The sequence below is a fragment of the Pseudonocardia sp. NPDC049635 genome (assembly GCF_040659795.1).
GTDB lineage: Bacteria > Actinomycetota > Actinomycetes > Mycobacteriales > Pseudonocardiaceae > Pseudonocardia.
Map to the genome: position 1 here is coordinate 111,922 of NZ_JBFAON010000007.1, position 26,100 is coordinate 138,021.

Genomic DNA, 26,100 nt, shown 5'->3' on the forward strand with positions numbered 1-26,100 from the left:
ACAGGCAACACACAGTGTGGACAACCTGTGGGCCTGCGGTGTCACGCCGCGGCGTCGGCCGCGGACATCAGCGTGCGGTACACCGACCCGACGGCACCCGTGCCACGCACGGCGTCGATCGCCTCCAGTGCGGCCTCGACCCGGTGCGGCTTACGCAGATCCTTGGCGCGCAGTCCGATCCGCACGACACCGGTGCGCCGTGCCAGGCGCAGCGCCTGCTGTTGCAGCGCGCGCCGGCCGCCGGTCGCCCGCTCGGCCCGCAACCACGGCTCGGAGCGGCGGAAGGTCAGCACCTTCACCCGCAGCACCGGGCCGCCGGCGACCGTGGACCGCACCGACGCCTCGTCGGCGCACAGGGCGAACCCGAGTTCGGGCAGCGCCGCGAGGGTGCCCGCCGAGGCGACCCAGCCGGGTGGCGCGAACCCGTCGGTCGACAACCCGGTGGCGGTGAGCACGCGGCGCGCGGCGGTCAATCGCAGCAGCGCCTCGTGCCGGGGCAGCGCGCCGAACTCGGTGCGCCTGCCGATCCGCGGGACCGATCCGTTCTGCCACGCCCCGACCGGGTCGGCGGTGTGGTCGTAGCCGTGCAGCAGCAGGTCGTCACCGGCGCCGATCCGGCCGGCGATCCAGCGGACCAGGTCGTCACCGCGGTGCAGCGGCTGCAGCCCCGCCGCGCGGGGCTGCACCAGGTGGGTCAGGGGGACCCCGCGCCGGTCCAGCTCGGCGGCGAAGGAGACCGCACGGGCCCGGTCGGCGTCGTCGCCGTCGGTGAGGCCGGACAGCGAGACCAGCAGCGTTCCCATGTCGTCCATGACACCCCACCGAGGTGAACCCGGTGTGAGCCGCGCGGGTCGGCCCGGCGACGAACACGAACCGGGGCCGGGGCGGTTCAGCGGGCGGTGAAGCCGCCGTCGACCTTCAGCTCGGCGCCGTTCACCATCGCCGCCTCGGCCGAGGCGAGGTACACGACGGCGGCGGCGATCTCGGCCGGCTCGGCGAACCGCCGTGCGGGGATCTCGGCGCGGTGCGCGTCCCCCGCCGGGTTGTCCCAGACCTCGCGGCCCAGCGCGGTGAGCACGACCGTCGGTGAGACCGCGTTGACGGTCACCCCGTGCGGCCCCCATTCCACGGCCAGGGTGCGGGTGAGCCCGTTGATGCCGGCCTTCGAGGCGCAGTACGCCGCGTGCTCCTGCAGACCGCTGCTCGCGGCCTGCGACGCCAGGTTGACGATCCGGCCGTGCCCCTGCTGCACCATGATCCGCCCGGCCGCCTGCGCCATCAGCCAGGAACCGGTCAGGTTCACGTCGAGGGTGCGACGCCACTCCTGCACGCCGAGCTCCAACGCGGGTGCGAGCAGTGCGATCCCCGCCGAGTTGACCAGCACGTCGAGCCGGCCGTGGGTGTCGGCGACCTCCTGCACGCAGGACCGCGCCGAGTCCGGGTCGGCGACGTCGACCCGGTGCGCCGATCCGCACCCGCGGACACCGTCCGCGCGCAGGTCGGCCCCGGCGACGACGGCGCCGCGGGCGGCGAGCGCTCCGGCCACCTCGGCCCCGATCCCGGATGCGGCACCGGTCACCAGCGCGACCCTGCCCGTCAGATCGAACATCAGCCGTCCGTCCCCACCGTCTCCGGCTCGGCCGGCTCACCTGCCCGGCGGTCGTAGACGTCCAGGGCGGCGACCTTCTCCGCCGACGCCGACCGGGGGTCGAACCGGTGGTCCAGCCAGTCCGAGGCGAGCTTGCGGGCGAGCTCGAGCCCGACCACCCGCTGGCCGAAGCAGAGCACCTGCGCGTTGTTGGACTTGACCGCACGCTCCACCGAGAACGGGTCGTGCGCGGTCACCGCGCGGATGCCGGGCACCTTGTTCGCCGAGATCGCCACGCCGAGTCCGGTGCCGCAGACCAGCAGGGCCCGGTCGGCCGCTCCGTCGGCAACCATCCTGGCGGCGGCCACCCCGATGTGCGGGTAGGCGGTGTGCCCGTCGGCCGCCACCCCGACGTCGATCACCTCGGCGACCCGGTCGTCGGCCTGCAGATCGGCCTTGAGCCGCTCCTTGTAGTCGAAGCCGGCGTCGTCGGCGCCGACCACGATGCGCAGTGCGTCGCTCACCTGTCCTCCTCCAGTACCCGTCCCACCGCGGTGACGATCAGTGCCATCGAGGTCGCCCCCGCGTCGGGCGTCCCCACGCTCTTCTCGGCCAGCGGGCGGGCGCGCCCGATCCGTGGCCTCAGGCCCGCGGTGTCCCGCGCCCTGCGGGTCGCGACCTCGGCGGCCGCGACCCAGGCGGGGGCCAGCTCGTCGCCCGCGGCGACCCGGCGTTCCAGGTCCTCGACGAAGGGCAGCAGCGCGTCGAGCAGGGTCTTGTCACCGGGCCGGGCACCACCGAGCCGCACGATCGTGTTCGCGAACTCACCGACACCGGCGGTCACGGCGTCGGCCGGGTAGGAGTCCGCGACGTCACCGAGGTGCCGGCCGAACGCCTCCAGGGCCGCCCCCCAGAGGACACCGGAGGTGCCGCCCGCCCGCTCGGCCCAGGCCTGCCCGGCCTGCTGGAGCAGCCAGCCGCCGCCGACCTCGGGGCCGAGGTCGGCGATCCGCGCCGTCGCGGCGGTGATGCCCTTGAGCATGCCGCGGCCGTGGTCACCGTCCCCCGCCACGGCGTCGATCCGGCCCAGCTCGTGCTCGTGCTCCCGGATCATGGTCTCGACCGCGGCGAGCGCGTCGCGGACGGTCCCGGCGAGCCGCCGGGCCGCCGCGCTCGCCTCCGGCGCGGTGACGACCGCGGCGGCCCCGGCCAGCTCGTCACAGCTCGGGGCCCGCAGGCCCGACAGCGGCCCGCTCGCCTTCCGGTAGGCGGGCGTGTAGGCGTCGGCCCGCCACAGCCGCTCCAGCTCGTCGTCGAGCCACATCAGGGTGAGCGAGCAACCGCCCATGTCCAGGCTGGTCACGAGCTCGCCGACCTCCGGGTCGACGATCTCCAGCCCGGCCCCCCGCAGCCGCCGTGCGACATGCCCCCAGAGCAGGAACAGCTCCTCGTACTTGGTGGTCCCGAGGCCGTTGAGGATCGCGCCGACCCGGCCGGTCGCGCCCGCCGGAGCGGCCCGGAGGACCTCGTCGACCAGCAGGTCGGCCAGCTCCCGGGCCGGGAGCATCGGCACGTCCCGGATCCCGGGCTCGCCGTGGATCCCCAGACCGAGTCCGAGATGCCCGTCCGGCACGGTGAACAGCGGCGCGTCCTCGCCGGGCATGGTGCAGCCGGAGAAGGCTACACCGAGGGTGCGGGTCGCGGCGTTCGCGGCGCGCCCCAGCCGCTCCACCTCACCGATGTCGCGGCCCTGCGCGGCGGCCGCGCCCATCACCTTGAACACCGTGAAGTCGCCGGCGATGCCGCGGCGCTTCGACTCGACGAACGCCGAGGCCACGTCGTCGGTGACGACCACGATCCGGGCGTCGATCCCGTCGGCCCGCAGCCGCTCGGCCGCGATCCCGAAGTTGATCACGTCCCCGGCGTAGTTGCCGAAGCTGAAGATCACGCCCCGGCCCTGGTCGGCCGCCCGGCCCACGGAGTAGGCCTGGGCGGCCGAGGGCGAGGTGAAGACGTTCCCGACGACGGCGCCGTGCGCGAGGCCGGGGCCGACCGTCCCGCAGAACGCCGGGTAGTGCCCCGATCCGCCGCCGATCACCACCGCGACCTGCGGCTCGTCACCGCGGTGGGCGATCACGCCGCCGTGCACCCCTCGGACCCGGTCGGCGTAGAGATCGAGGAACCCGGCGAGCTGGTCGTCGGCGAACTCGGCCGGGTCGTCGTAGATCCGGGTCATGGCCGCTCACCCGCTCCGGCGGGCTCGGCCGACGCCGGCAGGTCCTCCGCGCGCCGGGGCACGTCGAGCCAGTACATCATCACGAAGGCGGCTGCGTAGAGGGCGACGAAGGCCCACACGACACCGACGTTGCCGGTGCCGAGCGCGAGCATGATCGCGACGACGGCGGCCCCCAGGAACGCCGCGCCACCGGCCGCGGTGGTGTACATGGCCATCGCGGCTCCCTTGTGGTCGGGTGCCAGCGCGGGCATGATCGCGCCCATCGGGACGAACCCGGCGAGCAGGCAGCCGAACACGCAGCCGGCCGCGACGGAGACCCAGAAACCCCAGGTGGAACCGGCCGGCACGGCCTGCGGTACGTACCACCAGAGCAGCAGGCCCACGGCGGAGCCGAACACGCCGAACCACTGCACCGTGCGGCGCCAGCCCCACTTGTCACCGACCCAGCCGAACACGGCGTTGACCCCGATGTTCGTCGCGTAGACGAACACGGTCATCGTCAGCCACCGGTTCTGGCCCCAGCCGAGATCGACGGCGATGACCGTCGGCAGGATGACGAACATGCCGTACTGCGGTGCGGTGTTGATCAGCCGGACCAGGAATCCCATCAGGATGCGGGGGTTCTTCGCGGTCAGCCGCAGACCGGCCGTCAGCACCTGGGCGCTGGTCTCCCCGGCCGGGGCGAGGCGCTGGTGGGCGTGCCGCTCGCGGACACCGAAGTGGCAGATCGCCCAGCCGGCGACGACGAGCCCGGTCGCACCGACCATCGCGGCGGTCTCACCGCCGGTCCCACCACCGAACGCCGGGATCATGCCGATCGCGAACAGTGATCCCAGGGTCGGCAGGCCACCGGTGAACATCACGTAGAACCAGCCGACGGCGGCGCCGTTGCGCGAGTACGGGGTGACGGCGGTGACCCACACCAGGAAGGCGAACGCGAACAGCGGGTACCCGAACCCGCGCAGGAAGTAGCTGACGACGACGCCCCAGAAGCTCTCGGCCTGCAGGCTCAGCAGGAAGAGCACCTCGAACACGACCCAGACGATCACGCCGAGGGTCATCACCCGGCGCGGGCCCCAGAGGTCGGCGAGCGCGCCCGCCAGGTAGCTGGCGACCAGGACGGCGAGGCCGTACATCGAGATGATCGTGGCGACGGTGGCCTCGGGCGTGCCGAGCACCGCCTCGATGTGCGGTGCGATGAAGTTCGACTCGGTGCCGTTGCCGGTCATGAACACCAGCAGGCCGACGAAGCCCCAGCGCAACGAGTGCGGGATGCCGAGGCGGTCGAGGACGGTCTCCTTCACCTCCGGCCCCCTCATGCGTTCGGGAGGATCGAGACCTTCACCGACGCACCGGAGGTGTCGCCGACCAGGTCGAGGGCCTTCTGGAACTCCGCGAGCGGCACCTGGTGGGTGCAGATGTCGGCGACCGGGAGCTTGCCGTCCTCCAGCATCTTGATCGCGGCCGGCCAGCAGTGCGGGCCGAGGTGCGCGCCACGGACGTCGAGTTCCTTGTCGTCGGAGATGATCGACCAGTCGACCGTCACGTCCGAGCCGAAGACCGAGTACTCGACGAACGTCCCGAGCTTGCGCAGCAGGTTGAGGCCCTGCGCGACCGCGGGGACGGCGCCGGAGCCCTCCAGGTAGACGTCGGCACCGTAGCCGTCGGTCAGCTCCTTCACCCGGGCGACGGCGTCCTCGCGGGTGATGTTGACGGTGAGGTCGGCGCCGGTGCGCCTGCCCAGTTCCAGTTTGTCGTCGTCGAGGTCGAGGGCGATCAGCAGCCGCGGGTTCTTGGCCCGGGCGCCGGCGATCAGGCCCAGGCCGATCGGGCCGCAGCCGGCGACGACCACGACGTCGTCGAAGGAGATGGTGGCCCGTTCGACCGCGTGCAGGGCGCAGGACAGCGGCTCGGCGAACGCGGCGTGCTGCGGCTCGAGGTCCGGTGAGACCCGGTGCACCCTGGCCCGGGCCGGGATCAGCATGTACTGGGCCATCGCGCCGTTGAAGTTGCGGAAGCCGAACATGTCGTGCGGCCCGCACATCCAGTACTGACCGCGCCGGCAGTAGCGGCACTCCTCGCAGGGCACGATCTGCTCGCAGGCGACCCGGTCGCCGAGCGCGACGCCGTGCCGGGCGAGCCCCGCGTCGTCGCCGCCGACGATCCGGCCGACGAACTCGTGTCCCGGGGTCACCCCGGTCTGCGCCCAGGCGGGGCGGTTCTCGTCGCCCCAGAACTTGGCGGCGCCGTGGTAGCACTTGAGGTCGCTCGCGCAGACGCCCACGGCCTCGACCTGCATGAGCAGCTCTCCCGTGTCCGGTTTCGGGACGTCCACCTCCTCCAACCGGTAGTCCTCCGGTCCGTGGACGACGACGGCCTGCATCCGGGCGGGGATCTCGTGGGTCCCTGTGTTCACGGCGAAACCTCCATTGGTGCCTGCCATGCGAGCTACCGCATGTACTGGAGGTGAGCATGCGTTCCAGCGTGAACATCTGTCAACACACCTGTTCCAGAGTGAACAAACGTGCAGTACGCTGGTGCGGCACGATCCCCCGAGAGAAGGGAGACCGGGATGGCACCGCGCGGTTTCAGCCGCCGTGACCTCGCCCTGATGCACCGGGCGGCGCGGCTGTACCACCTCGACGACCTCAACCAGGCCGCGATCGCGGAGCGGCTGAGCGTCTCCCGGCCGACGGTCTCCCGGTTGCTGGCCGAGGCCCGGCGGGTCGGCATCGTCCGGATCACCGTGCACGACCCGGACACCCTGAACAGCGGGGGTGACGAGGCGGCCCGGCTCGCCGACGCGCTCGGCATCGAGAAGGTGTGGCTGGCGCCGTTCGCGGCGAACCCGCTCGGCCCGGTGCTCGCCGAACCGGTCGCCGAGGCGCTGCGCGAGGCCGCGCTCGCCCCCGGCGACGTGCTGCTGGTGTCGTCCGGGCGGACCGTGTGGGAGATCAGCCACGAGGCACTGCCCGCGTTCCCCGGCTGCGAGATCGTGCCGACCGTCGGCGGGGTCGCCGAACCCGAGGCCTGGCACCAGACCAACGAGATCACCCGGGCGCTCGCCGAGCGGATGCAGGCGCATCCGCACTTCCTGTTCACCCAGGCCATGCCGTCACCGGCGATGCGGCGCACCCTCGCCGAGGATCCGGAGTTCCGACGGGTCACCGGGTTCTGGGGCAGCGCGCAGGCCGCGCTGGTCGGTGTCGGGGCGCCGCCCGCCGGCCGCAGTTCCATCTCCACCTCGGTCCCGCTGGACGACGAGGGGTTGCGGGCCGGCGTCGGCGACGTCTGCCTGAACTTCTACCGCGCCGACGGTGGCGAGATCGAGTTCCCCGGCAGCGACCGGATGGTCCGGATCTCGCCCGAGGAGCTGCGCAAGGTGCCGCGGACGATCGCGGTCGCCGTCGGGACGGAGAAGGTGCCGAGCATCGTCGGTGGGGCGCGGGCGGGGCTGTTCAACCGGCTCGTCACCGACCCGCCGACGGCGCAGGCGCTGTCGGACGCTCTCGGCCGCCGTGACCGGGCCGCTCAGGGGCGCCCGGCCGAACCGGAACCGCTCACCCGGTGAGCGGTCCGCGGTGCGGCCGGCGGGCGCTCAGCCGGCCGGCGCCGGTGACTCCCAGACCGTCCCGGTGATCCTCCGGTACACCTCGGCGTAGCGGTCCCGCACGACCTCCACCACCTCGGCGGGCACCTCCGGGCCGGGCGCGGTGCGGTCCCAGTCCAGCCCGGCCGACCAGTCGCGCACGTACTGCTTGTCGAAGGAGAACTGCGGGCGCCCCGGCTCGTAGGAGTCGGCGGGCCAGAACCGCGACGAGTCCGGCGTGAGCACCTCGTCGCCGAGCACGATCTCGCCGTCGGTGTCGCGGCCGAACTCCAGCTTGGTGTCGGCGACCAGGATCCCGCCGGCGGCGGCCGACTCGGCCCCGCGCCGGTAGACCTCGAGGGTCAGTGCACGCAGCCGCTGCGCGGTGTCCGCACCGACCAGCGCGACGACGTCGTCGAAGGTCATGAACTCGTCGTGCTCGCCGACCGCGGCCTTGGTGGTGGGCGTGAAGATCGGCTCGGGCAGCCGGGAGCCCTCGACCAGGCCGTCCGGGAGCCGGACGCCGGAGACGGTGCCGTCCTTCTGGTACTCCTTCAGGCCCAGCCCGGTGAGGTACCCGCGGGCGATGCACTCCACCGGAAGCATCTCCAGCGGGCGGCAGCGCACCGCCCGACCGGCGAACTCGGCGGGGATGTCGTGGGTGCCGATCACGTGGTTGGGGACGAGGTCGCGGGTACGGTCGAACCAGAACAGCGACAGCGCCGTGAGGATCGCGCCCTTGTCCGGCACCGGGGTCGGGAGCACCACGTCGTAGATCGAGAGCCGGTCGGAGGCGACCAGCAGCAGCTGCGGCGGGTCCACCGACTCGTCGAGGTAGAGCTCGCGGACCTTGCCCGAGTGGACCAGCCTCACAGGATCCCCCCCGGGGTGTAGGCGGCCGCCTCCGGGTTCGCGGCGGTGAGCGCCGCGACCTTCTCGGCGACCGCGGTGACCTGTGCGGCCGCCGCCCCGGTGAACCGCAGCGGATCGTCGAGCAGGCCGTCGAGGGTGCCGGCGGGGAGCCCGAGCCGGTCGTCGGCGGCGAGCCGGGCGAGCAGGTCGTTGTCGGTCTGGCCCTGCTCGCGCATCGCGAGCGCGACGGCGACCGCGTGCTCCTTGATCACCTCGTGCGCCGTCTCCCGGCCGACCCCGGCTCGCACCGCGGCCATCAGCACCGCGGTGGTCGTGAGGAAGGGCAGGTAGCGGTCCAGCTCGCGGGCGATCACCGCCGGGTAGGCGCCGAACTCGTCGAGCACGGTCAGCGCGGTCTCGTAGAGGCCGTCGAGGGCGAAGAAGGCGTCCGGCAGCGCCACCCGGCGCACCACCGAGCAGCTGACGTCCCCCTCGTTCCACTGGGAACCCGCGAGATCCGCGGTCATCACCGAGAGCCCCCGCAGGATCACCATCAGACCGTTGATGCGTTCCGCGGAACGCGCGTTCATCTTGTGCGGCATGGCCGACGATCCGACCTGGCCGGGTGCGAAGCCCTCGGTCGCCAGCTCGGCGCCCGCCATCAGGCGGATCGTGGTCGCCAGCGACGACGGCGCCGCGGCGAGCTGGACCAGTGCGGTGACGACGTCGTGGTCGAGCGAGCGCGGGTAGACCTGGCCGACGCTGGTGAACGCCTCGGCGAACCCGAGGTGCGTCGCGACCCGCCGCTCCAGCTCGTCCAGCTTCCCCGGGTCCCCGTCGAGCAGGTCCAGCATGTCCTGGCTGGTTCCCATCGGGCCCTTGATACCGCGCAGCGGATAGCGCGAGCGCAGGTCCGCCAGCCGGGCGTGCGCGACCAGCAGCTCGTCGGCGGCCGAGGCGAAGCGCTTGCCCAGCGTGGTGGTCTGCGCGGCGACGTTGTGGCTGCGGCCGGCCATGACCAGCTCGGAGTACTCGGCGGCGCGGCGGGCGAGCCGGGCCAGGATCGCCACGGTGCGGTCGGCGACCAGCTCCAGGGACAGCCGGATCTGCAGCTGCTCGACGTTCTCGGTGAGGTCCCGGCTGGTCATCCCCTTGTGCACGTGCTCGTGACCGGCGAGGGCGTTGAACTCCTCGATCCGGGCCTTCACGTCGTGCCGGGTGACCCGCTCGCGGGCGGCGATCGAGGCCAGGTCGACCTGCTCCACGACGGCCTCGTAGTCGTCGACGACCGCCGACGGCACGTCGACGCCGAGGTCACGCTGGGCCCGCAGGACGGCGATCCACAGCCGTCGTTCCAGCTGGATCTTGTACTCCGGGGACCAGAGCCGGACCAGCTCGGGGCTCGCGTAGCGCGCGGCCAGCACGTTGGGAATCACGTGGCGCGATGATAATCGCTGGTCGGACGGGTGGGACGGCCGGGAGCCCCGGCTCACACGGCTTGCCGGCCGATCGCCTCGCGCAGCGCCTCGCGGGCCACCCCGCGCGGATCCTGCTCGGCCTCGATCAGCGCGGTCAGCACCATCCCGTCGACCAGTGCGGTCACCCGCCGCACCTCACCCGGCCGTGGCCTGCGGCCCGCGGTGCGGGTGAGCGCCTCGTCGAGGAGCTCGTCGAACTCGACGCGCTGGGCGCGCAGCAGCCCGGCCAGGAACGGCCGGTGCCCCGAGCCGATGAGCCGCTCGAACCGGCGCAGCACCGCACCGAGGCCCTCGGTCCGCGAACGCGGGCCGAGCAGGAGGTCGAGGACGATCTCGGCCGGATCGTCCCGGCCCTCCAGGCAGCGGCGGGCGTCCGCCAGCTCCTCACGTCCCAACCGGTCGAGGCCCGCGCACACCAGGTCCTCCAACGAGGAGAAGTAGTACGTCGTCGCGGCCAGCGGCACCCCCGCCCGCTCGGCGACCGCGCGGTGCCGGATCGCGTCGAAGCCCCCCTCGGCGAGCAGCTCCGCGGCTGCCGCGACGAGCTGCGCGCGTCGCCGCTCGCCCTTCTCCGTCTGTTTCCCGGGGGCCGCCATGACGCTCATCCTGCCTGCCGCGACGACATCTTCCGAGTGAGTTGTCCCGCGCCGGGGCACCGTCCGACGACCACGTCCGTGACCATTTCGTGACCCTGCCGTGTCGCCCCGGATGCGGATGACCGACACTGGGGAGCGTGCGCCCGTCACCTCGCAGCCGCCGAGTCTCGCGAAGCGCCCTGCGCGGCGCCCCCGCCGTGGACCCGGCCGAGCCGATCGACCTCCGCTCGGACACCGTGACCGCACCGACGCCCGCCATGCGCAAGGCGATGGCCGCGGCCGAGGTCGCCGACGACGTGCTCGACCGCGATCCGACGATGCGCGAGCTGGAGGAGCGGGTCGCCGGGCTGCTCGGTGCCACCGACGCGCTGTGGACACCGACCGGCTCGATGGCGAACCTGATCGCGTTGATGAGCAGGCTCGGCCGGGGCGAGTCGTTCCTCGCCCCGCTCGGCGCGCACGTCCTGGACTTCGAGCTCGGCACGGCCGCCTGGCTGGCCGGCGGTATGCCACGGCCGCTGCCGCACGACGGCGGCCCCGGCAAGATCACCCCGCACGCCGTGCGGCGGGCCGCGGTGGACACCGCCGACCACGGCTCCTACACCGCGCTCCGCCCGGTGCTGCTCTGCCTGGAGAACACGCACAACTCCGCGGGCGGCACGGTGACCGCCCCGGAGGAGCACGCGGCCGTCGCGGCGGCCGCCCGCGCGGCGCGGCTCTCGGTGCACCTCGACGGCGCCCGCCTGTGGAACGCGGCCGTCGCGCTCGGGGTGCCGCCCGGGGCGCTCACGGTCGGGGCGGACACCGTCGCGGTCTGCCTGAGCAAGGGCCTCGGCGCTCCGGTCGGGTCGGTCGTCGCCGGGTCCGCCGAGTTCACCGAGCAGGCCCGGCGGCTGCGCAAGATGCTGGGCGGCGGGGTCCGGCAGGGTGGCGTCCTGGCCGCGGCCGGGCTGGTCGCCCTGGAGGGCGTCGACCGGCTGGCCGAGGATCACGCCCTGGCCACCACACTGGCCGCCGGGTTGCGCGAGCGCGGCTGGCGGGTGCGGGAGCCGCAGACCAACATCGTGCTGCTCGACGTCGCCGACCTGCGCGGCACGATCGCGGCGTTCCGCGAGGCCGGGGTGCTCGCCGGGGCGATCGCCGGGAAGCTGCGGCTGATGACCCATCGCGACGTCACCGACCGGCACATCGCGGCCGCGTTGGACCGGATCGGCGAGGTCGGTCCGGCCAGCACCGGATCCCCGGGCGGGCCGTCCGCCCCGTTCGGCCGTTCCCGCGACCTGCCGGAGCAGACGCCGCGCACCGCGCTCGGCTGACCGGGCCGCCCCGCCCGGCCGTCAGGCCCAGGCGCGCAACCGGTCCAGCGCCGCGCCGATCCCCTCCGAGGTCCCCGCGCAGGAGAAGCGCACGTAGTCCCCACCGGCGACCGGGTCGAAGTCCTGCCCGGGCGCCACCGCGATGCCGGTCTCGTCGAGCAGCCGGTAGGTCAACGCCATCGAGTCCTCACCGGGGCGCAGCAGGTGCGCGACGTCGGCGTAGACGTAGAACGCGCCGTCGGCCGGGGCGAGCCGGTCGATCCCGAGCCCGCGCAGCCCGGTCAGCAGCAGGTCCCGGTTGTGCCCGTAGCGCAGGACGTGCGCGTCCGCCTCCGCGTAGCTCGCCGCGTCGAACGCGGCCAGCGCGGCGTGCTGCGGCAGCGCGGGCGGGCAGACGGTGAAGTTCCCGGCCAGGCTCTCGACGGTGCGCCGCAGCCGTGGCGGGCAGACCAGCCAGCCCAGCCGCCAGCCCGTCATCGAGAAGTACTTGGAGAACGAGTTCACCAGCAGCGCCTCGCGGGAGAACTGCCACGCGCAGGCCGTCGCGGGCGAGCCGGGGAAGGTGATGCCGTGGTAGATCTCGTCGCTGACCAGCTGGATCCCGCGCCCCTCGCAGTAGGTGGCCAGCGCAGCGAGCTCGCCCGCATCGAGCACGGTGCCGGTCGGGTTCGCCGGACTGGCCAGGATCAGGCCCTTCACCGGCTCGTCCAGCTCCTCCAGCATCGCCACGGTCGGCTGGAACCGGGTCTGCGGTCCGCACGGCAGTTCGACGACCTCGCATCCCAGGGCGGCGAGGATGTTGCGGTAGCAGGGGTATCCGGGCCGGGCCATCGCGACGCGGTCACCCGCGTCGAACGCGGCGAGGAAGGCCAGCAGGAAGCCACCGGACGAGCCGGTGGTCAGCACGACGTCGTCCGGGTTGACGGCCACCCCCTCAGCCCGCAGGTAGTGGGCCGCGACGGCCTCGCGCAGCTCCGGGATCCCGGGGGCGACGGTGTAGCCGAGCACCTCGGAGTTCAGCGCCTCCACCGCCGCCCGGCGGACCGGCTCGGGCGCCGGGGTCGAGGGCTGCCCGGCCGAGAGGTTGATCAGGTCGCCGTGCGTGCGCGCCCGTTGCGCGGCGGCCGCCCAGACGTCCATCACGTGGAACGGGGCCACCGCGGCACGCGCGGCGACGGTGAACTGGGAGGCGGTCGATCCGGTCACCGCACGAGGGTAGGCCGGGAACGCGCGCCGGGCCCGGCACCTCCGCCGTCGGGCGGTGGTGCCGGGCCCGGATCACACCGGTGCGCGGGCCGGGAGCCCGCCCCGACCGGGGCAGAACCCGCGCGGTGTCACTCCGCCGCGGCGAGACCCAGCTCGTCGAGGGCGGCGCCGATCTGCGCGCTGGTGTCCGCGACCGCGGCGTCGAGGTACTCGGCGACCGGGGTCAGCTCGGCGGCCTGGGCCGAACCGGTGAACGCCAGGGTGGCGATCGGGGCGGCGATCGCGGCACCGACGAGGGTCAGTGCACGACGGCGGCGGGCCGGCTGGGGAGCGTTGGCCATGATGGATCCTCCTGTGTCTCGGGAGCACCGGCTGTGCCCCCGTGCCACGGAACGATTCCGGCCCGCACCGGTTGGATCAAACCATCATGTCCGGCTTTACGCCGTGTTCACGATCTCTCCACACGGTCCGGGACAACGATCGGCGCGCAAGGACGATTCACCTGGTCGCCCAGCTTGTTACCCTGTTTGGCCCATCGCTGCTAGGCCATACGGTGGTAACGCGATCGACACATCAGCTCGGGATGCTGATCTCGCCGCGCTCCGCCTTCAACCCGATGTCGGTCCGGTGATGCGATCCGGCGAGCCGTACCGGGGCCAGCCGCGCGTAGGCCTCGGCCCGGGCGGCGGCCAGGTCCGGACCCGTCCCGACCACCGACAGCACCCGTCCGCCGGACGACACGACCGCGCCGTCGTCGCGCCGCCGGGTACCGGCGTGCAGCACGCCCTCGCCGTCCGCGCCGGTGATCACGTCACCGAGCCGCGGGGTGGCCGGGTAACCCTCGGCGGCGACGACGACGGTCACCGCGGACCCGTCCGACCACTCCGGAGCCGGGTGCTCGGCGAGCGTCCCGGTCGCCGTCGCGTGCAGCAACCCGGCCAGCGGGGTGCGCAACAGCGCGAGCACGGCCTGGGTCTCCGGGTCACCGAAACGGCAGTTGAACTCGATCACGGCCGGACCCTGCGAGGTGAGCGCCAACCCCGCGTAGAGCAGGCCGGAGAACCGGGCGCCGCGGCGCTCCAGTTCGACCGCCACCGGGCGGACGATCGTCTCGGCCAGCTCGTCGGCCAGGCCGGCACCGGCCCACGGCAGCGGGCAGTACGCGCCCATCCCACCGGTGTTCGGGCCGGTGTCGTCGTCGCCGACCCGCTTGAAGTCCTGCGCCGGCAGCAACGGCACCACGGTGGAACCGTCGACCAGACAGAACAGCGACGCCTCCGGGCCGTCCAGGAACGACTCCAGCAGCGCCGGATGACCCGCGTCGAGCAGGGCGAGAGCGTGCGCCCTGGCGACCTCGATGTCCTCGGACACCACGACGCCCTTGCCTGCGGCCAGCCCGTCGTCCTTCACCACGTAGGGCGGGGTGAACACGCTCAGCGCGGTGTCCAGGTGCGCCGGGTTGTCCACCACCACGGAGGACGCCGTGGGTACGCCCGCCGCGCTCATCACCGACTTCGCAAAGGCCTTGGACCCCTCGATCCGGGCCGCCTCGCGCCCCGGCCCGAAGCACGCGATCCCGGCCGCGCGCACCGCGTCGGCCGCGCCGTTGACCAGCGGCATCTCGGGCCCGACGACCACCAGGTCCGCCTTCCAGGCCCGGGCGAGATCCACGACGGCCACGTTGTCGGACACGTCCAGGCCCAGCTGCTCGGAGACCGCCGCCGTCCCCGCGTTGCCCGGGGCGCAGGCCAGGGCCGTCACCCCCGGGTCCTGCGCCAAGGACACCGCGATGGCGTGCTCACGCGCGCCGCTACCCACGACCAGGATCCGCACGGTCGTCGAGCGTATCTGCGCATGTCCGGCGATCGGGAACCGGGCGGCGTGCGCGGCCCCGCTACCCGGCCCGGTGCGGGACACGCGCGAGGTGGGCCGCGATCAGACGGGTCACCCGGGCGGGACGTTCCTGGTGGACGAAGTGGCCGGTCCGCGGGAGCGCGTGGTGGGTGAAACCGGCGCCCGCGAACCGGCGGGTGCGCCGCATCGTCGCCTCCAGCACGCAGGGATCGTCGGCTCCGTGCACCTGCAGCGCCGGGACGCCGACCGGATCGGACACCGCGCGGGCGAACCGCAGGCCCTCCGGCCGGAACAGCGACCGCACCGCCCAGCGGTAGTACTCCAGTGCGCAGTGCGCGACGGTGGAGATCCGCATCGCGTCCCGGTTGCGGGCGAGTGCCTCGGCGAAGTCCGCGGTGGACATCCACTCCGGACCGGCCCACGCGCGCATGATCGCCTCGACCCGCGCCCCCCGGCGGGCCCGCAGCGAGCGCTCCGGCAACCGGGGGACCTGGAAGCCCGCCAGGTAGCGGCTCGCCCGGCCCTGACCGAGCGGATCGCGCAGCACGGCGTCGCGCATGGTCACCGGGTGCGGAGCACCGAGGGCGGTCAGCGAGCACACCAGCCGCGGGTGCAGGGCCGTGACGGTCCAGGCGATCGCCGCGCCCCAGTCGTGCCCGACGACGTGTGCCCGCCGCTCCCCCAGCGCCCGGATCAGGCCGGCGCAGTCACCGGCGAGGGTCCACAGGTCGTAGCCCCGCGGTGGCTTGTCCGTGTCGCCGTAGCCGCGCAGGTCCGGAGCGGCCACGCGGAACCCGGCGTCACCGAGCGCGAGCAGCTGGTGACGCCAGGTCCACCAGAACTCGGGGAAGCCGTGCAGCAGCACAACGAGCGGGCCGTCGGCGGGGCCGTACTCGGCGACGTGGATCCGGATGCCGTTGGCCGACACCGCGCGATGTGTCCACGGGCCGGGCACCCGCACCACCGAGGGGTCGAGCGGCCCGTCGCGGCCCACCTGCGGGGTCAGCCCGCGGCGGCGTGCCGTCCGGACGGGCCGTCGGTCAGCTCGCGCACGTTGTCACCGCCGCGGCCGCGCTGGGACAACACCTGGGCCGAGTCCTTCAGCGAGTCGATGGTCCGCTCCGGCTTGCGGATCTTGCGGACCCGCAGGTAGCCGAGGAAACCGAACAACCCCGCGAGCAGAACCATCACCAGGAAGGTGATGCCGAAACCGGCCGGGCGGTTGAGCCACAGCGAGAGGAACTCGGCGAGGGTGAAGAACAGGTAGAACAGGCTGAACAACGCGATCACCGCGGCGATCACGAAGAAGACGCTGCCCTGCACGCCCTTCTTCACCTCGGCGGTGACCTCGGCCTTGGCCAGCTCGACCTCGGAACGGACCAGCGTGGACAGGTGCGTGGTCACGTCCTTGGCGAGCGCCCCGAGGGACGCCTCCCGCGGGCCCGGCTCCGGCGAGAGCGGGATCGAGGGCAGGACGGGCGGAACCTCCGCGTTGCCCGACTGGCTGTTGCTGGCCACCGTCATCCCTCCTGCGCTCGTCGATCGGTGAGCCGCCATCGTGCCACGGGGACCCACCACCCGCTCGGCCGCGCCACGCCGGTCCCGGCTGCTCACTCGTCCGGGCGCCCGCGCAGTTTCTTGATCTGTCCCCGGCGGTTCTTCGCGTCCAGCCTGCGCCGTTTCGATCCCGCCGTCGGACGGGTGGGCCGTCGCGTGCGCGGCTCGGGCGCCGTCGCCTCCCCCAGCACGGCGGCCAGCCGGGCGCGGGCCGCCTCCCGGTTGCGGAGCTGGCTGCGGTGCTCGGCGGCGACGATCGTCAGGATGCCGCCGACCAGCCGGTTCCGCAGCCGCTCCAGCGCGCGTTCCCGCAGCTCGTCCGGGACGCTCGGGGACCCGGCGAGGTCGAACGAGAGCTCGACCCGGGAGTCGGTCGTGTTGACCCCCTGCCCCCCGGGCCCGGAGGCACGGGAGAACCGCCAGCGCAACTCCCGCTCGGGTACGACGAGTCCTCGCCGCACCGGTATCCCGTCGTCCACACCCGGCATCCTGACACCGCGGCGGCCCCGGGCGTGCCGGGGCCGCCGCGGGGCTCACTCCGCCTTGGCGTCCTTCATGCCGGTGGAGATCAGGTCCATCACCGAGGAGTCCGCCAGCGTCGAGACGTCACCGACCTCCCGGTTCTCCGCCACGTCCCGCAGCAACCGGCGCATGATCTTGCCGGAGCGGGTCTTCGGCAGCTCCTCGACGACCATGATCTGGCGCGGCTTCGCGATCGGGCCGATCTCCTTCGACACGTGGTCGCGCAGCGCCTTGATCGCCTCCTCGCCGCCGTCCTTCGCGGCGCTGCCGCGCAGGATGACGAACGCGACGATGCCCTGCCCGGTGGTCTCGTCGGTGGCGCCGACGACCGCGGCCTCCGCCACCGTGGGGTGGCTGACCAGCGCCGACTCCACCTCGGTGGTGGAGATGCGGTGCCCGGACACGTTCATCACGTCGTCCACCCGGCCGAGCAGCCAGATCGCGCCGTCCTCGTCGTACTTCGCGCCGTCACCGGCGAAGTAGTAGCCCTGCTCGGCGAAGCGGGACCAGTAGGTGTCGCGGTAGCGCTCGTTGTCGCCCCAGATGCCGCGCAGCATCGACGGCCACGGCTGGTCGAGCACCAGGTAACCGCCCTGGCCGTTGCCGACCGGGGTGCCCGAGTCGTCGACGACGGTCGCCGAGATCCCCGGCAGCGGCCGCATCGCCGAGCCCGGCTTCGTCGCGGTGACCCCCGGCAGCGGCGCGATCATCTGCGCCCCGGTCTCGGTCTGCCACCAGGTGTCGACGATCGGGCAGCGCTCCTTGCCGATCTTCTCCCGGAACCACATCCAGGCCTCGGGGTTGATCGGCTCACCGACCGTGCCGAGCACCCGCAGCGAGGACAGGTCGTACTTGGCGGGGATGTCCTCGCCCCACTTCATGAACGTCCGGATCAGCGTCGGCGCCGTGTAGTAGATCGTGACGCCGTACTTGTCGACGATCTCCCAGTGCCTGCCCTCGTGCGGGGTGTTCGGGGTACCCTCGTACATCACCTGGGTCGCACCGTTGGCCAGCGGCCCGTACACGATGTAGGTGTGCCCGGTGACCCAGCCGATGTCGGCGGTGCACCAGTAGACGCTCTCGCCCGGCTTGTGGTCGAAGACGACGTGGTGGGTGTACGCGGCCTGGGTCAGGTATCCGCCCGAGGTGTGCAGGATGCCCTTCGGCTTCCCGGTCGTGCCCGAGGTGTAGAGGATGAACAGCGGGTGCTCGGAGTCGAACGACTCCGGGGTGTGGGACTCGGACGCGGCGTCGACGACGTCGTGCCACCAGACGTCGCGGCCCTCGGTCCACGGAACGTCGGTCTCGGTGCGCTTCACCACGAGCACGTGCTCGATGGTGGTGCCCGCCACGGCCTCGTCGGTGTTCTCCTTCATCGGCGCCGGCTTGCCACGGCGGTACTGACCGTCGCTGGTGATCAGCACCTTCGCCTCGGCGTCCTCGATCCGCGCCTTCAGCGCACCCGGCGAGAACCCACCGAAGACGACGCTGTGCAGCGCGCCCAGCCGGGCGCAGGCCAGCATCGAGAAAACGGCCTCCGGGATCATCGGCAGCTGGATCGCCACCCGGTCGCCCTTGCCGACCCCGAGCCCGGCGAGCGCGTTCGCCGTCTTGGAGACCTCGCGCTGCAGGTCGGCGTAGGTGATGGTGCGGGAGTCGCCGGGCTCGCCCTCCCAGTGGATCGCGACCCGGTCCCCGTTGCCGGCCTCGACGTGCCGGTCGGCGCAGTTGTAGGCGACGTTCAGCTCACCACCGACGAACCACTTCGCGAACGGGGCCTCCCACTCGCAGACGGTGTCCCACTTCTTCGTCCAGTGCAGGCGGTCGGCCTGCTCCGCCCAGAACCCGTCGCGATCGGACTCGGCGCGGTCGTACCACTCGGCGGTGGCGTTGGCCTGGGCCGCGAACTCCTCGGGCGGCGGGAACGAGCGGCTCTCGGTCGACAGTGCGCTCAGAGCTGAGCTGTTTCCTGAGCTCTTCTCGGACTCGGCCATGTCCTCGTGTCCTCCTTGACGCGGCGTGATTCCGGCCTCTCGGCCTGCGTACCCGGAAGGGTCCGCGCGTGTGCGTGACGACGCTAGTGAACCGGATGGCGCCGTGCACCGTCCGAGGGGACGGGTGCCGATCTCCGGCCTCGAACCGGATGTCGTCGTCGCAGGTCACGACGGTGGTGTCAAGTCGGTGACGTCGTGGTGCATCGGTGAGCCCGTTGATCGGCGGTCGACGGACGGCCGACCGGCGGACGACGAGCGGTCCGGCCCGCGCAGGGCCGCGCCGAGGAGCCGGGTATCCGAGAGTAGGGCACCGCTTGCGACGATGGCGCACATGGCCCGTCCCCCGACCGACGACCCGCTGGCACCGCTCGCCGGCCTGCCCGGTGTGCCCGAGGCCGTCGCGAGGGCGCGGGAGGCGACCACCGAGGTGCACAACAAGCCGGTCAACCGGCGGGGCTGGCCCGCGACGGCGGCCGAGGCGGCGCTGCGTGCGGCCCGGTCGTCGGCCGCGCTGGACGGTGCCCCGCTGCGGCCGGTCACCCTCGACCACGTGTCCGATCCGGTGCTGGCCGGCGCGGTCCGGATCGCCGACGAGCGCAACCGGCTGCTGGAGGTGTGGCGGCGGGCGCCGTTGCAGGCGCTGGCCCGGCTGCACGTGCTCGCGGCGACCGACCTGGTTCCCGCCGATGAGCACGAGACGGTGCTGGGGCGGCCGAGGCCGGGGGTGTCGGCGCGGCTCACCGGGCTGGCCGACCTGCTCGGCGGCGGCACCTCGGTACCGGCTCCGGTGCTGGTCGCCGTGGTGCACGGTGAGCTGTTGACGTTGCGCCCGTTCGGCACCGCGGACGGGGTGGTCGCCCGGGCGGCCGCCCGGTTGACGGCGATGTCGTCCGGCCTGGACCCGCGCGGTCTGTCGGTACCCGAGGTGGGGTTCCTGCGCCGGCCGGCCGAGTACCGGGCCGCGGCCGAGGGCTTCGCCTCCGGGACGGCGGACGGGGTGGCCCGCTGGATCGTGCACCTCTGCACGGAATGGGAGGCGGGCGGCCGCGAAGGTCTGTCGATCGCGGCGGCCCAGTCGGTGTGACGAGCGGTCGGTGAGCCGGGCGGCGCCCCCTCGGGAACACCGCCCGGCCCCACGCGCGTCCGGGTTCCTGGCGTGCACTACGTGTCGTGTACGACGGCCTCGGCGCCCGGCGTCCCGGCGCGCAGGCCCACGACGACATGCCTCCCGCGGCGTGCTCGGCGTGGAGTGCCCGGTTCACGCGTACGGAGCCCGGCCGGGGGAGACGGGCTCTTCTCCTCCGAACCGCCTCTGGCCTGACCGAGGTCCGTGCCCCCGTTCCTAGACCTCTCGGTGCCGCTGGGCAACCCTCGCGCGCAGGTGCACCGGTTCAGCAGCGATCCGTGACCGGGCAGGTCACCCGCCCGCGCGGCGACGACGCACCGGACGGCGGTCGCGGCGATGAGTTCCGGCCGCACGGCCGGTCCATCCCGAGGAACATTCCCGACGAGAGGCGGATGCCATGACCACCACCCGAGAACCGCAGTTGGTCACCACCGAACCGGTCGTGACGGCCGTCGTGCGCGGGGTGGTGCCCGCGCACGAACTCCCCGCCTTCTACGACCGGGCGTTCGGCGTGCTGCCGGGCACCGTCGCCGCACAGGGGATCGCCGTCGTCGGCCCCGCGTTCGGGCTCTACCACGGCCTGCCGGGTGAACGGGTCGACCTCGAGGCGGGCTTCCCGACCGACCGTGCCGTGCAGCCCGAGGGCGAGGTGGTCGCGGGCGAGCTCCCCGGTGGCCGGGTGGCGCGCCTCGTGCACACCGGCTCGTTCGACGGCCTCGGTCCCGCCTGGCAACGGCTCGGCGAGTGGATCGGCGCACAGGGCCTGACCCCGGGCGAGGTGTTCTGGGAGGTCTACCTCACCGAGCCGGCGCCGGACATGGACCCGGCCGACCTGCGCACCGAGCTCAACTGGCCGGTGGGGTGAGCGGGCCGGCCCGCCGCCCCCGGGTCAGCCCGGCCACCGTGAACGCCACCGATGCAGCGGCGAACACCACCGACCCGACGGCGGCAGCGACCGCGAACCGGGCCCGGCGACCGGCTCGTCCGGTGGCGGGGAGCGGGCCGGGGTCCCGGCCGCTGCTCCGGTCGATCCGGTCGGCGAGCCGGTCCCGGAGCCGGAACAGCCGGTCCCGGCGCGAGGTGGCGCGGACGAACCCGAGCACCGGCCAGCCGCGTTCACGGGCGATCGCCCGCAGCTCGCGGTCCGGGTTCACCACCGCCGGCCGGCCGACCACCTCCAGCAGCGGAAGGTCGGTGATCGAGTCGGTGTAGGCCGCGCACCGGGCCAGGTCGAGACCGAGCTCGTCGGCGATCTCCCGGGCGGCCCGCGCCTTGCCCTCGCCGTAGCAGTAGAACTCGATGTCGCCGGCGTAGCGACCGTTCTCGGTCCGCATGGTCGTCGCCCGGAAGCGGCCGGCCCCGACCAGGCCGGCGATCGGCTCGACGACCTCCAGGCCGGAGGCCGAGAGCAGCACGATCTCGGCGCCCTGCGCGCGGTGCCGCTCGATCAGGCGCACTGCCTCCGGGTACACCAGCGGCCCGATCACCTCCTGCAGGGTCTCCGCGACGATCGCCCGGACCCGCTCCACCTCCCAGCCCTGACAGATCAGCACCATCCGCTTGCGCAGGGTGTCCATCGTGGACGCATCGGCGCCGGAGAGCACGAGCAGCAGCTGTGCCCAGGCCCCGCGGACGACGGTGGCCCGGTCGATCAACCCGTGCCGGGCGAACGTCGCGGCGAACGCCAGCGCGCTCGATCCGGCGATGATCGTGTTGTCCAGGTCGAGGAAGACCGCCTCGGGCGGGTCGGCGGCCGGACCGGGCGGCCGTGCGGGTGCAGGTGCAGGACCGGTGGGGGTGAGGGCGTCGGGCACGCCACCAGCCTGCCCGGTGCGCGTCCGGCCGCGCACCACCGCCCGACCGTGCCCGCGCTCCCCGCACCCGGACGCGCTCACCGGCCCGGGTCGCCCCACCCCGATGGCGCCTGTGGTACCCCCTCACGCGGGACCGGTCGGCGCAGGCCACGGGCAGGGTATGGGCGGGAGAGCACGATTCCGGCTACAGTTGTGTGAGCTCGGACGTGGTCCGGGCGGGTTCAGCTCGACCCCCCGGGGCTGAACCGACAGACGGCCCCCGCCAATCCCCCCTGGCGGGGGTCGTCCTCTGTGCTGGACCGGGCGCGGACCGGGTCGTAGCCGATCGGCGGGCCCCGAGCCACCCGCCGTCCACAGCTCAGCCGGTTCTCCCCAGGTTGTCCACAGCTGGGCACATCTGCGGTCCAGGAGCCCCGCGGCACCGCAGGCTCGTACCCGGGGCCCGCACCGGCGGGCCGGTGGGAGGTGCGATGCGATGGACCGGCGCTGCCTGGTCGTGGCCGACGACCCGGACCTGCTCGACGCGTTGCTGCGCATCGCCGCAGCCGCCGACATGGAGGCGCAGCGCGCGGTCGACGCCGCCGACGCGCGGCGGGCCTGGGCGCTCGCCCCGGCCGTCCTGCTCGACCGGGCGGGGGCGCTCCGCTGCCGGGAGGCCGGGTTCGCCCGCCGCGGATCGGTCGTCATCGCGGTGCACGGTGAGCCGGCCGCCGAGGACTGGCGGGCCGCCGTGGCGCTCGGCGCGGACCGGGTGGTCCAGCTGCCCTCCGGCGAGGCGGCGCTGACCGGGATGCTCGCCGATGTCCGCGACCGCGCGGACGGGACACCCGGCCGGGTTCTCGCGGTGGTCGGTGGCTGCGGCGGCGCGGGCGCGTCGGTGTTCGCCACCGCGGTCGCGGTCGGGGCCGCCCGCACCGGGACCACCGCGCTGCTGGTCGACTGCGACCCGCTCGGTGGCGGGCTCGACCTGCTGACCGGCATCGAGGAGGCGGACGGGTTGCGCTGGCCCGGTCTCACCGTCGGTGACGGCAGGGTGCAGGCCGCATCGCTGCGCAGCGCCCTGCCGCGCGTGGTGTCCGGGCGGGCGGAGCTGTCGGTGCTGTCCTGCGCCCGCTCCCCGCACGGGCCGGAGCCGACCGCGGTCACCGCGGTCCTCGACGCCGGTCGCCGTGCGGGCGGCACGGTCGTCTGCGACGTGCCGCGCTACCCGACCGATGCAGCACTCGCCGCGGTCGGCGCGGCCGACCTGACGGTGCTGCTGGTCCCGGCGACCCTGCGGGCCGGGGCGGCCGCGGGCCGGGTGGCCGACGTGCTCGCCGAGCACGCACGGGTGGTCGAGCTCGTCGTCCGCGGGCCGTCGCCCGGTGGCATCACCCCCGGCGAGGTGGCGTCCTGCCTCGGGTTGCCGCTGCTGCACGCGATGCGCGCCGAACGCGACCTCGCCGCGACCGTCGAGCGCGGGCGTACCCCCGGCGGCGGCCGCGGACCTCTCGCGGCCGGCGCCCGTGCGGTGCGGGAGCGGCTCGCCGCGCTCGACCTCACACACCGGGTGGCGTCGTGAACCCGCTGGTCGACCGGGTCCGGGCCCGGTTGGCCGACGCCGGTGGCGAGACCGGCCCGGCCGCGGTCGCGGCGGCCGTGCGCGCCGAGTCCGGTGGCGTGGCCTCCGACATGGATGTGCTCGCCGCGCTGCGGTCGCTGCGCCAGGAGTTCACCGGCGCCGGTCCGCTCGATCCGCTGCTGCGCGACCCGGCCACCACCGACGTACTGGTCACCGCCCCCGATGCGGTGTGGGTCGACCGGGGTGACGGGCCGCGCCGGGTCGCCGTCTCCTTCCCCGACGAGGCTGCCGTGCGCCGCCTCGCGCAGCGGCTCGCCCTCGCCGCCGGGCGCCGGCTCGACGACGCCAGCCCGTACGTCGACGGCCGGCTCGCCGACAGCGGGGTCCGGCTGCACGCCGTCCTCCCCCCGGTCGCCGCGGCCGGGACGGCGATCTCGCTGCGGGTCCTGCGCCCGGCGAGTCACGACCTCGCCGCGCTGCGGCGCAGCGGCACGTTCGACACCACCGGTGAAGCGCTGTTACGGGCGATCGTCGGCGCCCGGCTCGCCCTGCTGGTCGCCGGTGGGACGGGCAGTGGGAATGCGAGGGTCAAGTTGTGACAGCATTACACACGTGACCGTGAGAGCAGCCGTCTACGTGCGGATCAGTCAGGACCGGACCGGGGCGGGGCTCGGGGTCGAGCGGCAGGAAGCCGACTGCCGAGCCCTCGCCGAGCGCCTCGGGTGGACCGTCGCGCGGGTGTTCGTCGACAACGATGTCAGCGCCTACTCGGGCAAGTCCCGGCCGCAGTACCGCGCCCTGCTCGACGCGATCGAGGCCGGACAGGTCGACGGCGTGCTGTGCTGGCACACCGACCGGCTGCACCGGTCACCGGTCGAACTCGAACAGTGGATCACCACGTGCGAGCCGCGCTCGATCCCGACGCACACCGTGCAAGCGGGCGCCCTCGATCTCACGACCTCGCAGGGCCGGATGATCGCGCGCATCTCGGGGGCGGTGGCGCGGCACGAGTCCGAGCACAAGGCGGATCGCATCCGGGCAGCCCGCCGGCAGGCGGCGACGCAGGGGCGATGGTCGGGCGGGGTCCGGCCGTTCGGGTTCGAGGCGGACGGGGTCACGATCCGCGCGACCGAGGCGGCCGAGATCGTCAAGGCGTCCGAGGCGATCGTTGCCGGGACGGGCGTCCGCACCATCGTGCGGGAGTGGAACGATCGCGGCCTGCGCACGACGTTCGGCGCGCACGAGTGGACGCACACGGCCCTGCGCGACGTGCTCATGCGGCCCCGGAACGCCGGGCTCATGGGCTATCTCGGCGAGATCGTCGGCCCAGCGTCGTGGCCTGCGATCGTTCCCGAGGCGACATGGCGTGCCGTGTGCTCGACGCTGACCGACCCGGCCCGCCGGACGGCGCCCGGGAACCAACCTCGGTGGCTCGGGTCCGGGCTGTACCAGTGCGGGGTGTGCGGCCGGCCCGAACTGCGGGTCGGGCAGAACGGCCGTAAGAAGTACCCGGCGTACCGGTGCCGATTGCGCGAGAACGGACGAACCTCGGGCCACGTGCTGCGCCGGGCCGATGTCCTCGACTCGTTCGTCGAGCGGCTGATCGTCGCCCGGCTGTCGCGGCCGGACGCCCTCGACCTGATCGAACCCGAGCTGGACGGGATGGATACGACGGCTCTGCACGCCGAGCAGCTCTCGGTGTCGCAGCGCCTCGACGACCTCGCGGCTGCGTTCGCCGACGGGGCGGTGACCCTCGGGCAGTTGCAGACGGCCACGGAGCGCCTGCGGGCCCGGCAGGACGAGATCGGCCGGGACCTAGCGGCAGCGGCGCAGACCGACCCGCTCGTCGGGGTGGTCGGTACACCGGACGTCGCGTCGCTGTGGTTCGGCACCCGCGAGGACCGGGCCGACGGGCTACCGCTCGGGCGTCGGCGGGCGATCCTCGACGCCCTCGTGACGATCACGGTGCACCGGACGCAGCCGGGACGCCGCACGTTCGACCCGTCCTCGATCGGTGTCGAGTGGAAACGAGCGCTGCCGGGTGACGAGCCCGCCGCCACGTAGCAGCGCTGCTGTGCCGGCCGCCGCTAGGCCGGACGAGTGATTTACAGAATGCCCCTCGGGACCTTCCCGGGGGGCATTTCTCGTGAGGCGCCCACCTGCGGATACCGGTGACTATTCCCCCCGCCACGGGGGGCAAAGTAGAACCGACTAAACCCCCCGCCGCGGGGGGTTATCTACGCAGGTCAGAGCGCATACGTAGGTCGACCCATCGTCGCGTCCTCGGTAGCGTCGCCGCCATCGCACAACGCGATTCGCGGCCCGCTCGGAATAGCAGAACCGACGCCCTCGCCGCGCGATTCCGCATTCCCGAGAGGGGACACCCATGCCCGCATCGGACCGTGGCGCCGAGAGCGCACGTCGAGGGCGGCTGCTCGCCGTCGCCTCGCGCAAACGCCGGTCCGCCGAACTGCGCCGCCGTGAGGCAGCGCAGTTCGAGGCCGAAGCCGCCGACCTCGAAACCGAGGCCGAGTGGATCGCACGCAATCTCGCCGCCGAGGCTGACAGCGCCACCCCGCGCGAGGGGGCGGCGTGAGCACGACCGACGAGCGCACCGACGGCCCGGTCGAGGTCGATCCGGTCGAGGCGCGCATCCGCGAGTTGGTAGCCGAGGCGCCGCCGCTGTGCTCGTCGCAGCGGTCCCGGCTGCGCGTGCTGCTGTCCGGGGCAGGCGAGCCGGCCGATCGACAGCGAGCGGCGGCGTGAGCCCCGAGAACGGGGCAGGGGGCCGCCCTCGCCGGACGGCCACCC

25 protein-coding genes and 1 pseudogene are annotated in these 26,100 nt (G+C 73.7%); 9 read left to right on the forward strand and 17 right to left on the reverse strand.

From position 1 onward, the window contains the following. Window positions 1-41: 41 nt before the first annotated feature. From AB0J24_RS11380 to AB0J24_RS11405, 6 genes are all read right to left on the reverse strand, one after another. On the reverse strand, window positions 42-812 hold the full coding sequence (locus AB0J24_RS11380; protein ID WP_358679056.1) for a DUF2334 domain-containing protein: 771 nt from the start codon (window positions 810-812) through the stop codon (window positions 42-44). 77 nt (window positions 813-889) lie between these two features. Further along, window positions 890-1,609 (reverse strand): GolD/DthD family dehydrogenase, encoded by a 720-nt coding sequence (locus AB0J24_RS11385; RefSeq protein ID WP_358679059.1) that lies wholly within the window; start codon window positions 1,607-1,609, stop codon window positions 890-892. Next, window positions 1,609-2,112, reverse strand: a complete 504-nt coding sequence (locus tag AB0J24_RS11390; protein ID WP_358679062.1) for a ribose-5-phosphate isomerase — start codon at window positions 2,110-2,112, stop codon at window positions 1,609-1,611. The genes AB0J24_RS11385 and AB0J24_RS11390 overlap by 1 nt, the downstream gene beginning before the upstream one ends. Further along, complete coding sequence (locus AB0J24_RS11395) at window positions 2,109-3,824, reverse strand: dihydroxyacetone kinase family protein (protein WP_358679065.1); 1,716 nt, start codon at window positions 3,822-3,824, stop codon at window positions 2,109-2,111. The genes AB0J24_RS11390 and AB0J24_RS11395 overlap by 4 nt, the downstream gene beginning before the upstream one ends. Continuing rightward, on the reverse strand, window positions 3,821-5,128 hold the full coding sequence (locus AB0J24_RS11400) for an RbtT/DalT/CsbX family MFS transporter (RefSeq protein ID WP_358679068.1): 1,308 nt from the start codon (window positions 5,126-5,128) through the stop codon (window positions 3,821-3,823). Before AB0J24_RS11400 ends, AB0J24_RS11395 begins: the two co-directional genes overlap by 4 nt. An 11-nt stretch (window positions 5,129-5,139) precedes the next feature. Then, complete coding sequence (locus AB0J24_RS11405) at window positions 5,140-6,240, reverse strand: alcohol dehydrogenase catalytic domain-containing protein (protein ID WP_358679071.1); 1,101 nt, start codon at window positions 6,238-6,240, stop codon at window positions 5,140-5,142. Between the two features lie 156 nt (window positions 6,241-6,396). Between AB0J24_RS11405 and AB0J24_RS11410 the strand changes: the two genes are divergently transcribed. Beyond that, window positions 6,397-7,395: a sugar-binding domain-containing protein gene (locus AB0J24_RS11410; RefSeq protein WP_358679074.1), complete on the forward strand. Its 999-nt coding sequence runs from the start codon at window positions 6,397-6,399 to the stop codon at window positions 7,393-7,395. A 27-nt stretch (window positions 7,396-7,422) separates the two neighbouring features. Here AB0J24_RS11410 and AB0J24_RS11415 read toward each other — a convergent pair whose 3' ends face one another. Genes AB0J24_RS11415 through AB0J24_RS11425 form a run of 3 tightly spaced genes read right to left on the reverse strand, consistent with a single transcriptional unit; the run spans window position 7,423 to window position 10,339 of the window. Further along, on the reverse strand, window positions 7,423-8,286 hold the full coding sequence (locus AB0J24_RS11415) for a phosphoribosylaminoimidazolesuccinocarboxamide synthase (RefSeq protein WP_358679077.1): 864 nt from the start codon (window positions 8,284-8,286) through the stop codon (window positions 7,423-7,425). After that, on the reverse strand, window positions 8,283-9,701 hold the full coding sequence (gene purB / locus AB0J24_RS11420) for an adenylosuccinate lyase (RefSeq protein WP_358679080.1): 1,419 nt from the start codon (window positions 9,699-9,701) through the stop codon (window positions 8,283-8,285). Before purB ends, AB0J24_RS11415 begins: the two co-directional genes overlap by 4 nt. 53 nt (window positions 9,702-9,754) lie before the next feature. Then, on the reverse strand, window positions 9,755-10,339 hold the full coding sequence (locus AB0J24_RS11425) for a TetR family transcriptional regulator (RefSeq protein ID WP_358679083.1): 585 nt from the start codon (window positions 10,337-10,339) through the stop codon (window positions 9,755-9,757). A gap of 197 nt (window positions 10,340-10,536) precedes the next feature. On the opposite strand from AB0J24_RS11425, the gene AB0J24_RS11430 reads away from it, so the two are divergent. Continuing rightward, window positions 10,537-11,655 (forward strand): GntG family PLP-dependent aldolase, encoded by a 1,119-nt coding sequence (locus AB0J24_RS11430; RefSeq protein ID WP_358679410.1) that lies wholly within the window; start codon window positions 10,537-10,539, stop codon window positions 11,653-11,655. Window positions 11,656-11,676: 21 nt separating this feature from the next. Here AB0J24_RS11430 and AB0J24_RS11435 read toward each other — a convergent pair whose 3' ends face one another. The 7 genes from AB0J24_RS11435 to acs all read right to left on the reverse strand — a co-directional run bounded on the left by AB0J24_RS11435 (window position 11,677) and on the right by acs (window position 18,788). Further along, entirely contained in the window at window positions 11,677-12,861 is a 1,185-nt protein-coding gene (locus AB0J24_RS11435) for a pyridoxal phosphate-dependent aminotransferase (protein ID WP_358679085.1), read from the reverse strand. 128 nt (window positions 12,862-12,989) lie between these two features. Beyond that, complete coding sequence (locus tag AB0J24_RS11440; RefSeq protein WP_358679088.1) at window positions 12,990-13,202, reverse strand: hypothetical protein; 213 nt, start codon at window positions 13,200-13,202, stop codon at window positions 12,990-12,992. Between the two features lie 232 nt (window positions 13,203-13,434). Beyond that, on the reverse strand, window positions 13,435-14,694 hold the full coding sequence (gene purD / locus AB0J24_RS11445; RefSeq protein WP_358679091.1) for a phosphoribosylamine--glycine ligase: 1,260 nt from the start codon (window positions 14,692-14,694) through the stop codon (window positions 13,435-13,437). A gap of 61 nt (window positions 14,695-14,755) precedes the next feature. Further along, entirely contained in the window at window positions 14,756-15,709 is a 954-nt protein-coding gene (locus tag AB0J24_RS11450; RefSeq protein WP_358679094.1) for an alpha/beta hydrolase, read from the reverse strand. 8 nt (window positions 15,710-15,717) lie between these two features. Then, window positions 15,718-16,239, reverse strand: coding sequence for a phage holin family protein (locus AB0J24_RS11455; RefSeq protein WP_358679097.1), 522 nt, complete (start codon window positions 16,237-16,239; stop codon window positions 15,718-15,720). Between the two features lie 86 nt (window positions 16,240-16,325). Further along, a complete protein-coding gene (gene arfB, locus AB0J24_RS11460) occupies window positions 16,326-16,760 on the reverse strand; it encodes an alternative ribosome rescue aminoacyl-tRNA hydrolase ArfB (protein ID WP_358679099.1) in 435 nt (144 codons plus the stop codon). A gap of 45 nt (window positions 16,761-16,805) precedes the next feature. Next, window positions 16,806-18,788 (reverse strand): acetate--CoA ligase, encoded by a 1,983-nt coding sequence (acs, locus tag AB0J24_RS11465; RefSeq protein ID WP_358679102.1) that lies wholly within the window; start codon window positions 18,786-18,788, stop codon window positions 16,806-16,808. A 331-nt stretch (window positions 18,789-19,119) separates the two neighbouring features. Between acs and AB0J24_RS11470 the strand changes: the two genes are divergently transcribed. Then, window positions 19,120-19,872, forward strand: a complete 753-nt coding sequence (locus tag AB0J24_RS11470; protein ID WP_358679104.1) for an oxidoreductase — start codon at window positions 19,120-19,122, stop codon at window positions 19,870-19,872. A 439-nt stretch (window positions 19,873-20,311) separates the two neighbouring features. After that, entirely contained in the window at window positions 20,312-20,779 is a 468-nt protein-coding gene (locus AB0J24_RS11475; RefSeq protein WP_358679110.1) for a GyrI-like domain-containing protein, read from the forward strand. Here the strand turns inward: AB0J24_RS11475 and AB0J24_RS11480 are convergent. After that, a complete protein-coding gene (locus AB0J24_RS11480) occupies window positions 20,760-21,728 on the reverse strand; it encodes an HAD family hydrolase (RefSeq protein WP_358679113.1) in 969 nt (322 codons plus the stop codon). The genes AB0J24_RS11475 and AB0J24_RS11480 overlap by 20 nt on opposite strands. Before the next feature lie 475 nt (window positions 21,729-22,203). On the opposite strand from AB0J24_RS11480, the gene ssd reads away from it, so the two are divergent. From ssd to AB0J24_RS11505, 5 genes and pseudogenes are all read left to right on the forward strand, one after another. After that, entirely contained in the window at window positions 22,204-23,289 is a 1,086-nt protein-coding gene (gene ssd / locus AB0J24_RS11485) for a septum site-determining protein Ssd (RefSeq protein WP_358679116.1), read from the forward strand. Beyond that, a pseudogene (locus AB0J24_RS11490) lies at window positions 23,286-23,873 on the forward strand (ATPase, T2SS/T4P/T4SS family); the annotation flags it as partial. The gene ssd and the pseudogene AB0J24_RS11490, both read left to right, overlap by 4 nt. Before the next feature lie 28 nt (window positions 23,874-23,901). Then, window positions 23,902-25,353 carry a recombinase family protein gene (locus AB0J24_RS11495; protein ID WP_358679119.1) on the forward strand — a complete coding sequence of 484 codons (1,452 nt, stop codon included), beginning with the start codon at window positions 23,902-23,904 and terminating at the stop codon, window positions 25,351-25,353. Window positions 25,354-25,675: 322 nt separating this feature from the next. Next, window positions 25,676-25,885: a hypothetical protein gene (locus tag AB0J24_RS11500; RefSeq protein WP_358679122.1), complete on the forward strand. Its 210-nt coding sequence runs from the start codon at window positions 25,676-25,678 to the stop codon at window positions 25,883-25,885. Beyond that, window positions 25,882-26,055, forward strand: a complete 174-nt coding sequence (locus AB0J24_RS11505) for a hypothetical protein (protein ID WP_358679125.1) — start codon at window positions 25,882-25,884, stop codon at window positions 26,053-26,055. The genes AB0J24_RS11500 and AB0J24_RS11505 overlap by 4 nt, the downstream gene beginning before the upstream one ends. Window positions 26,056-26,100: the final 45 nt, after the last annotated feature.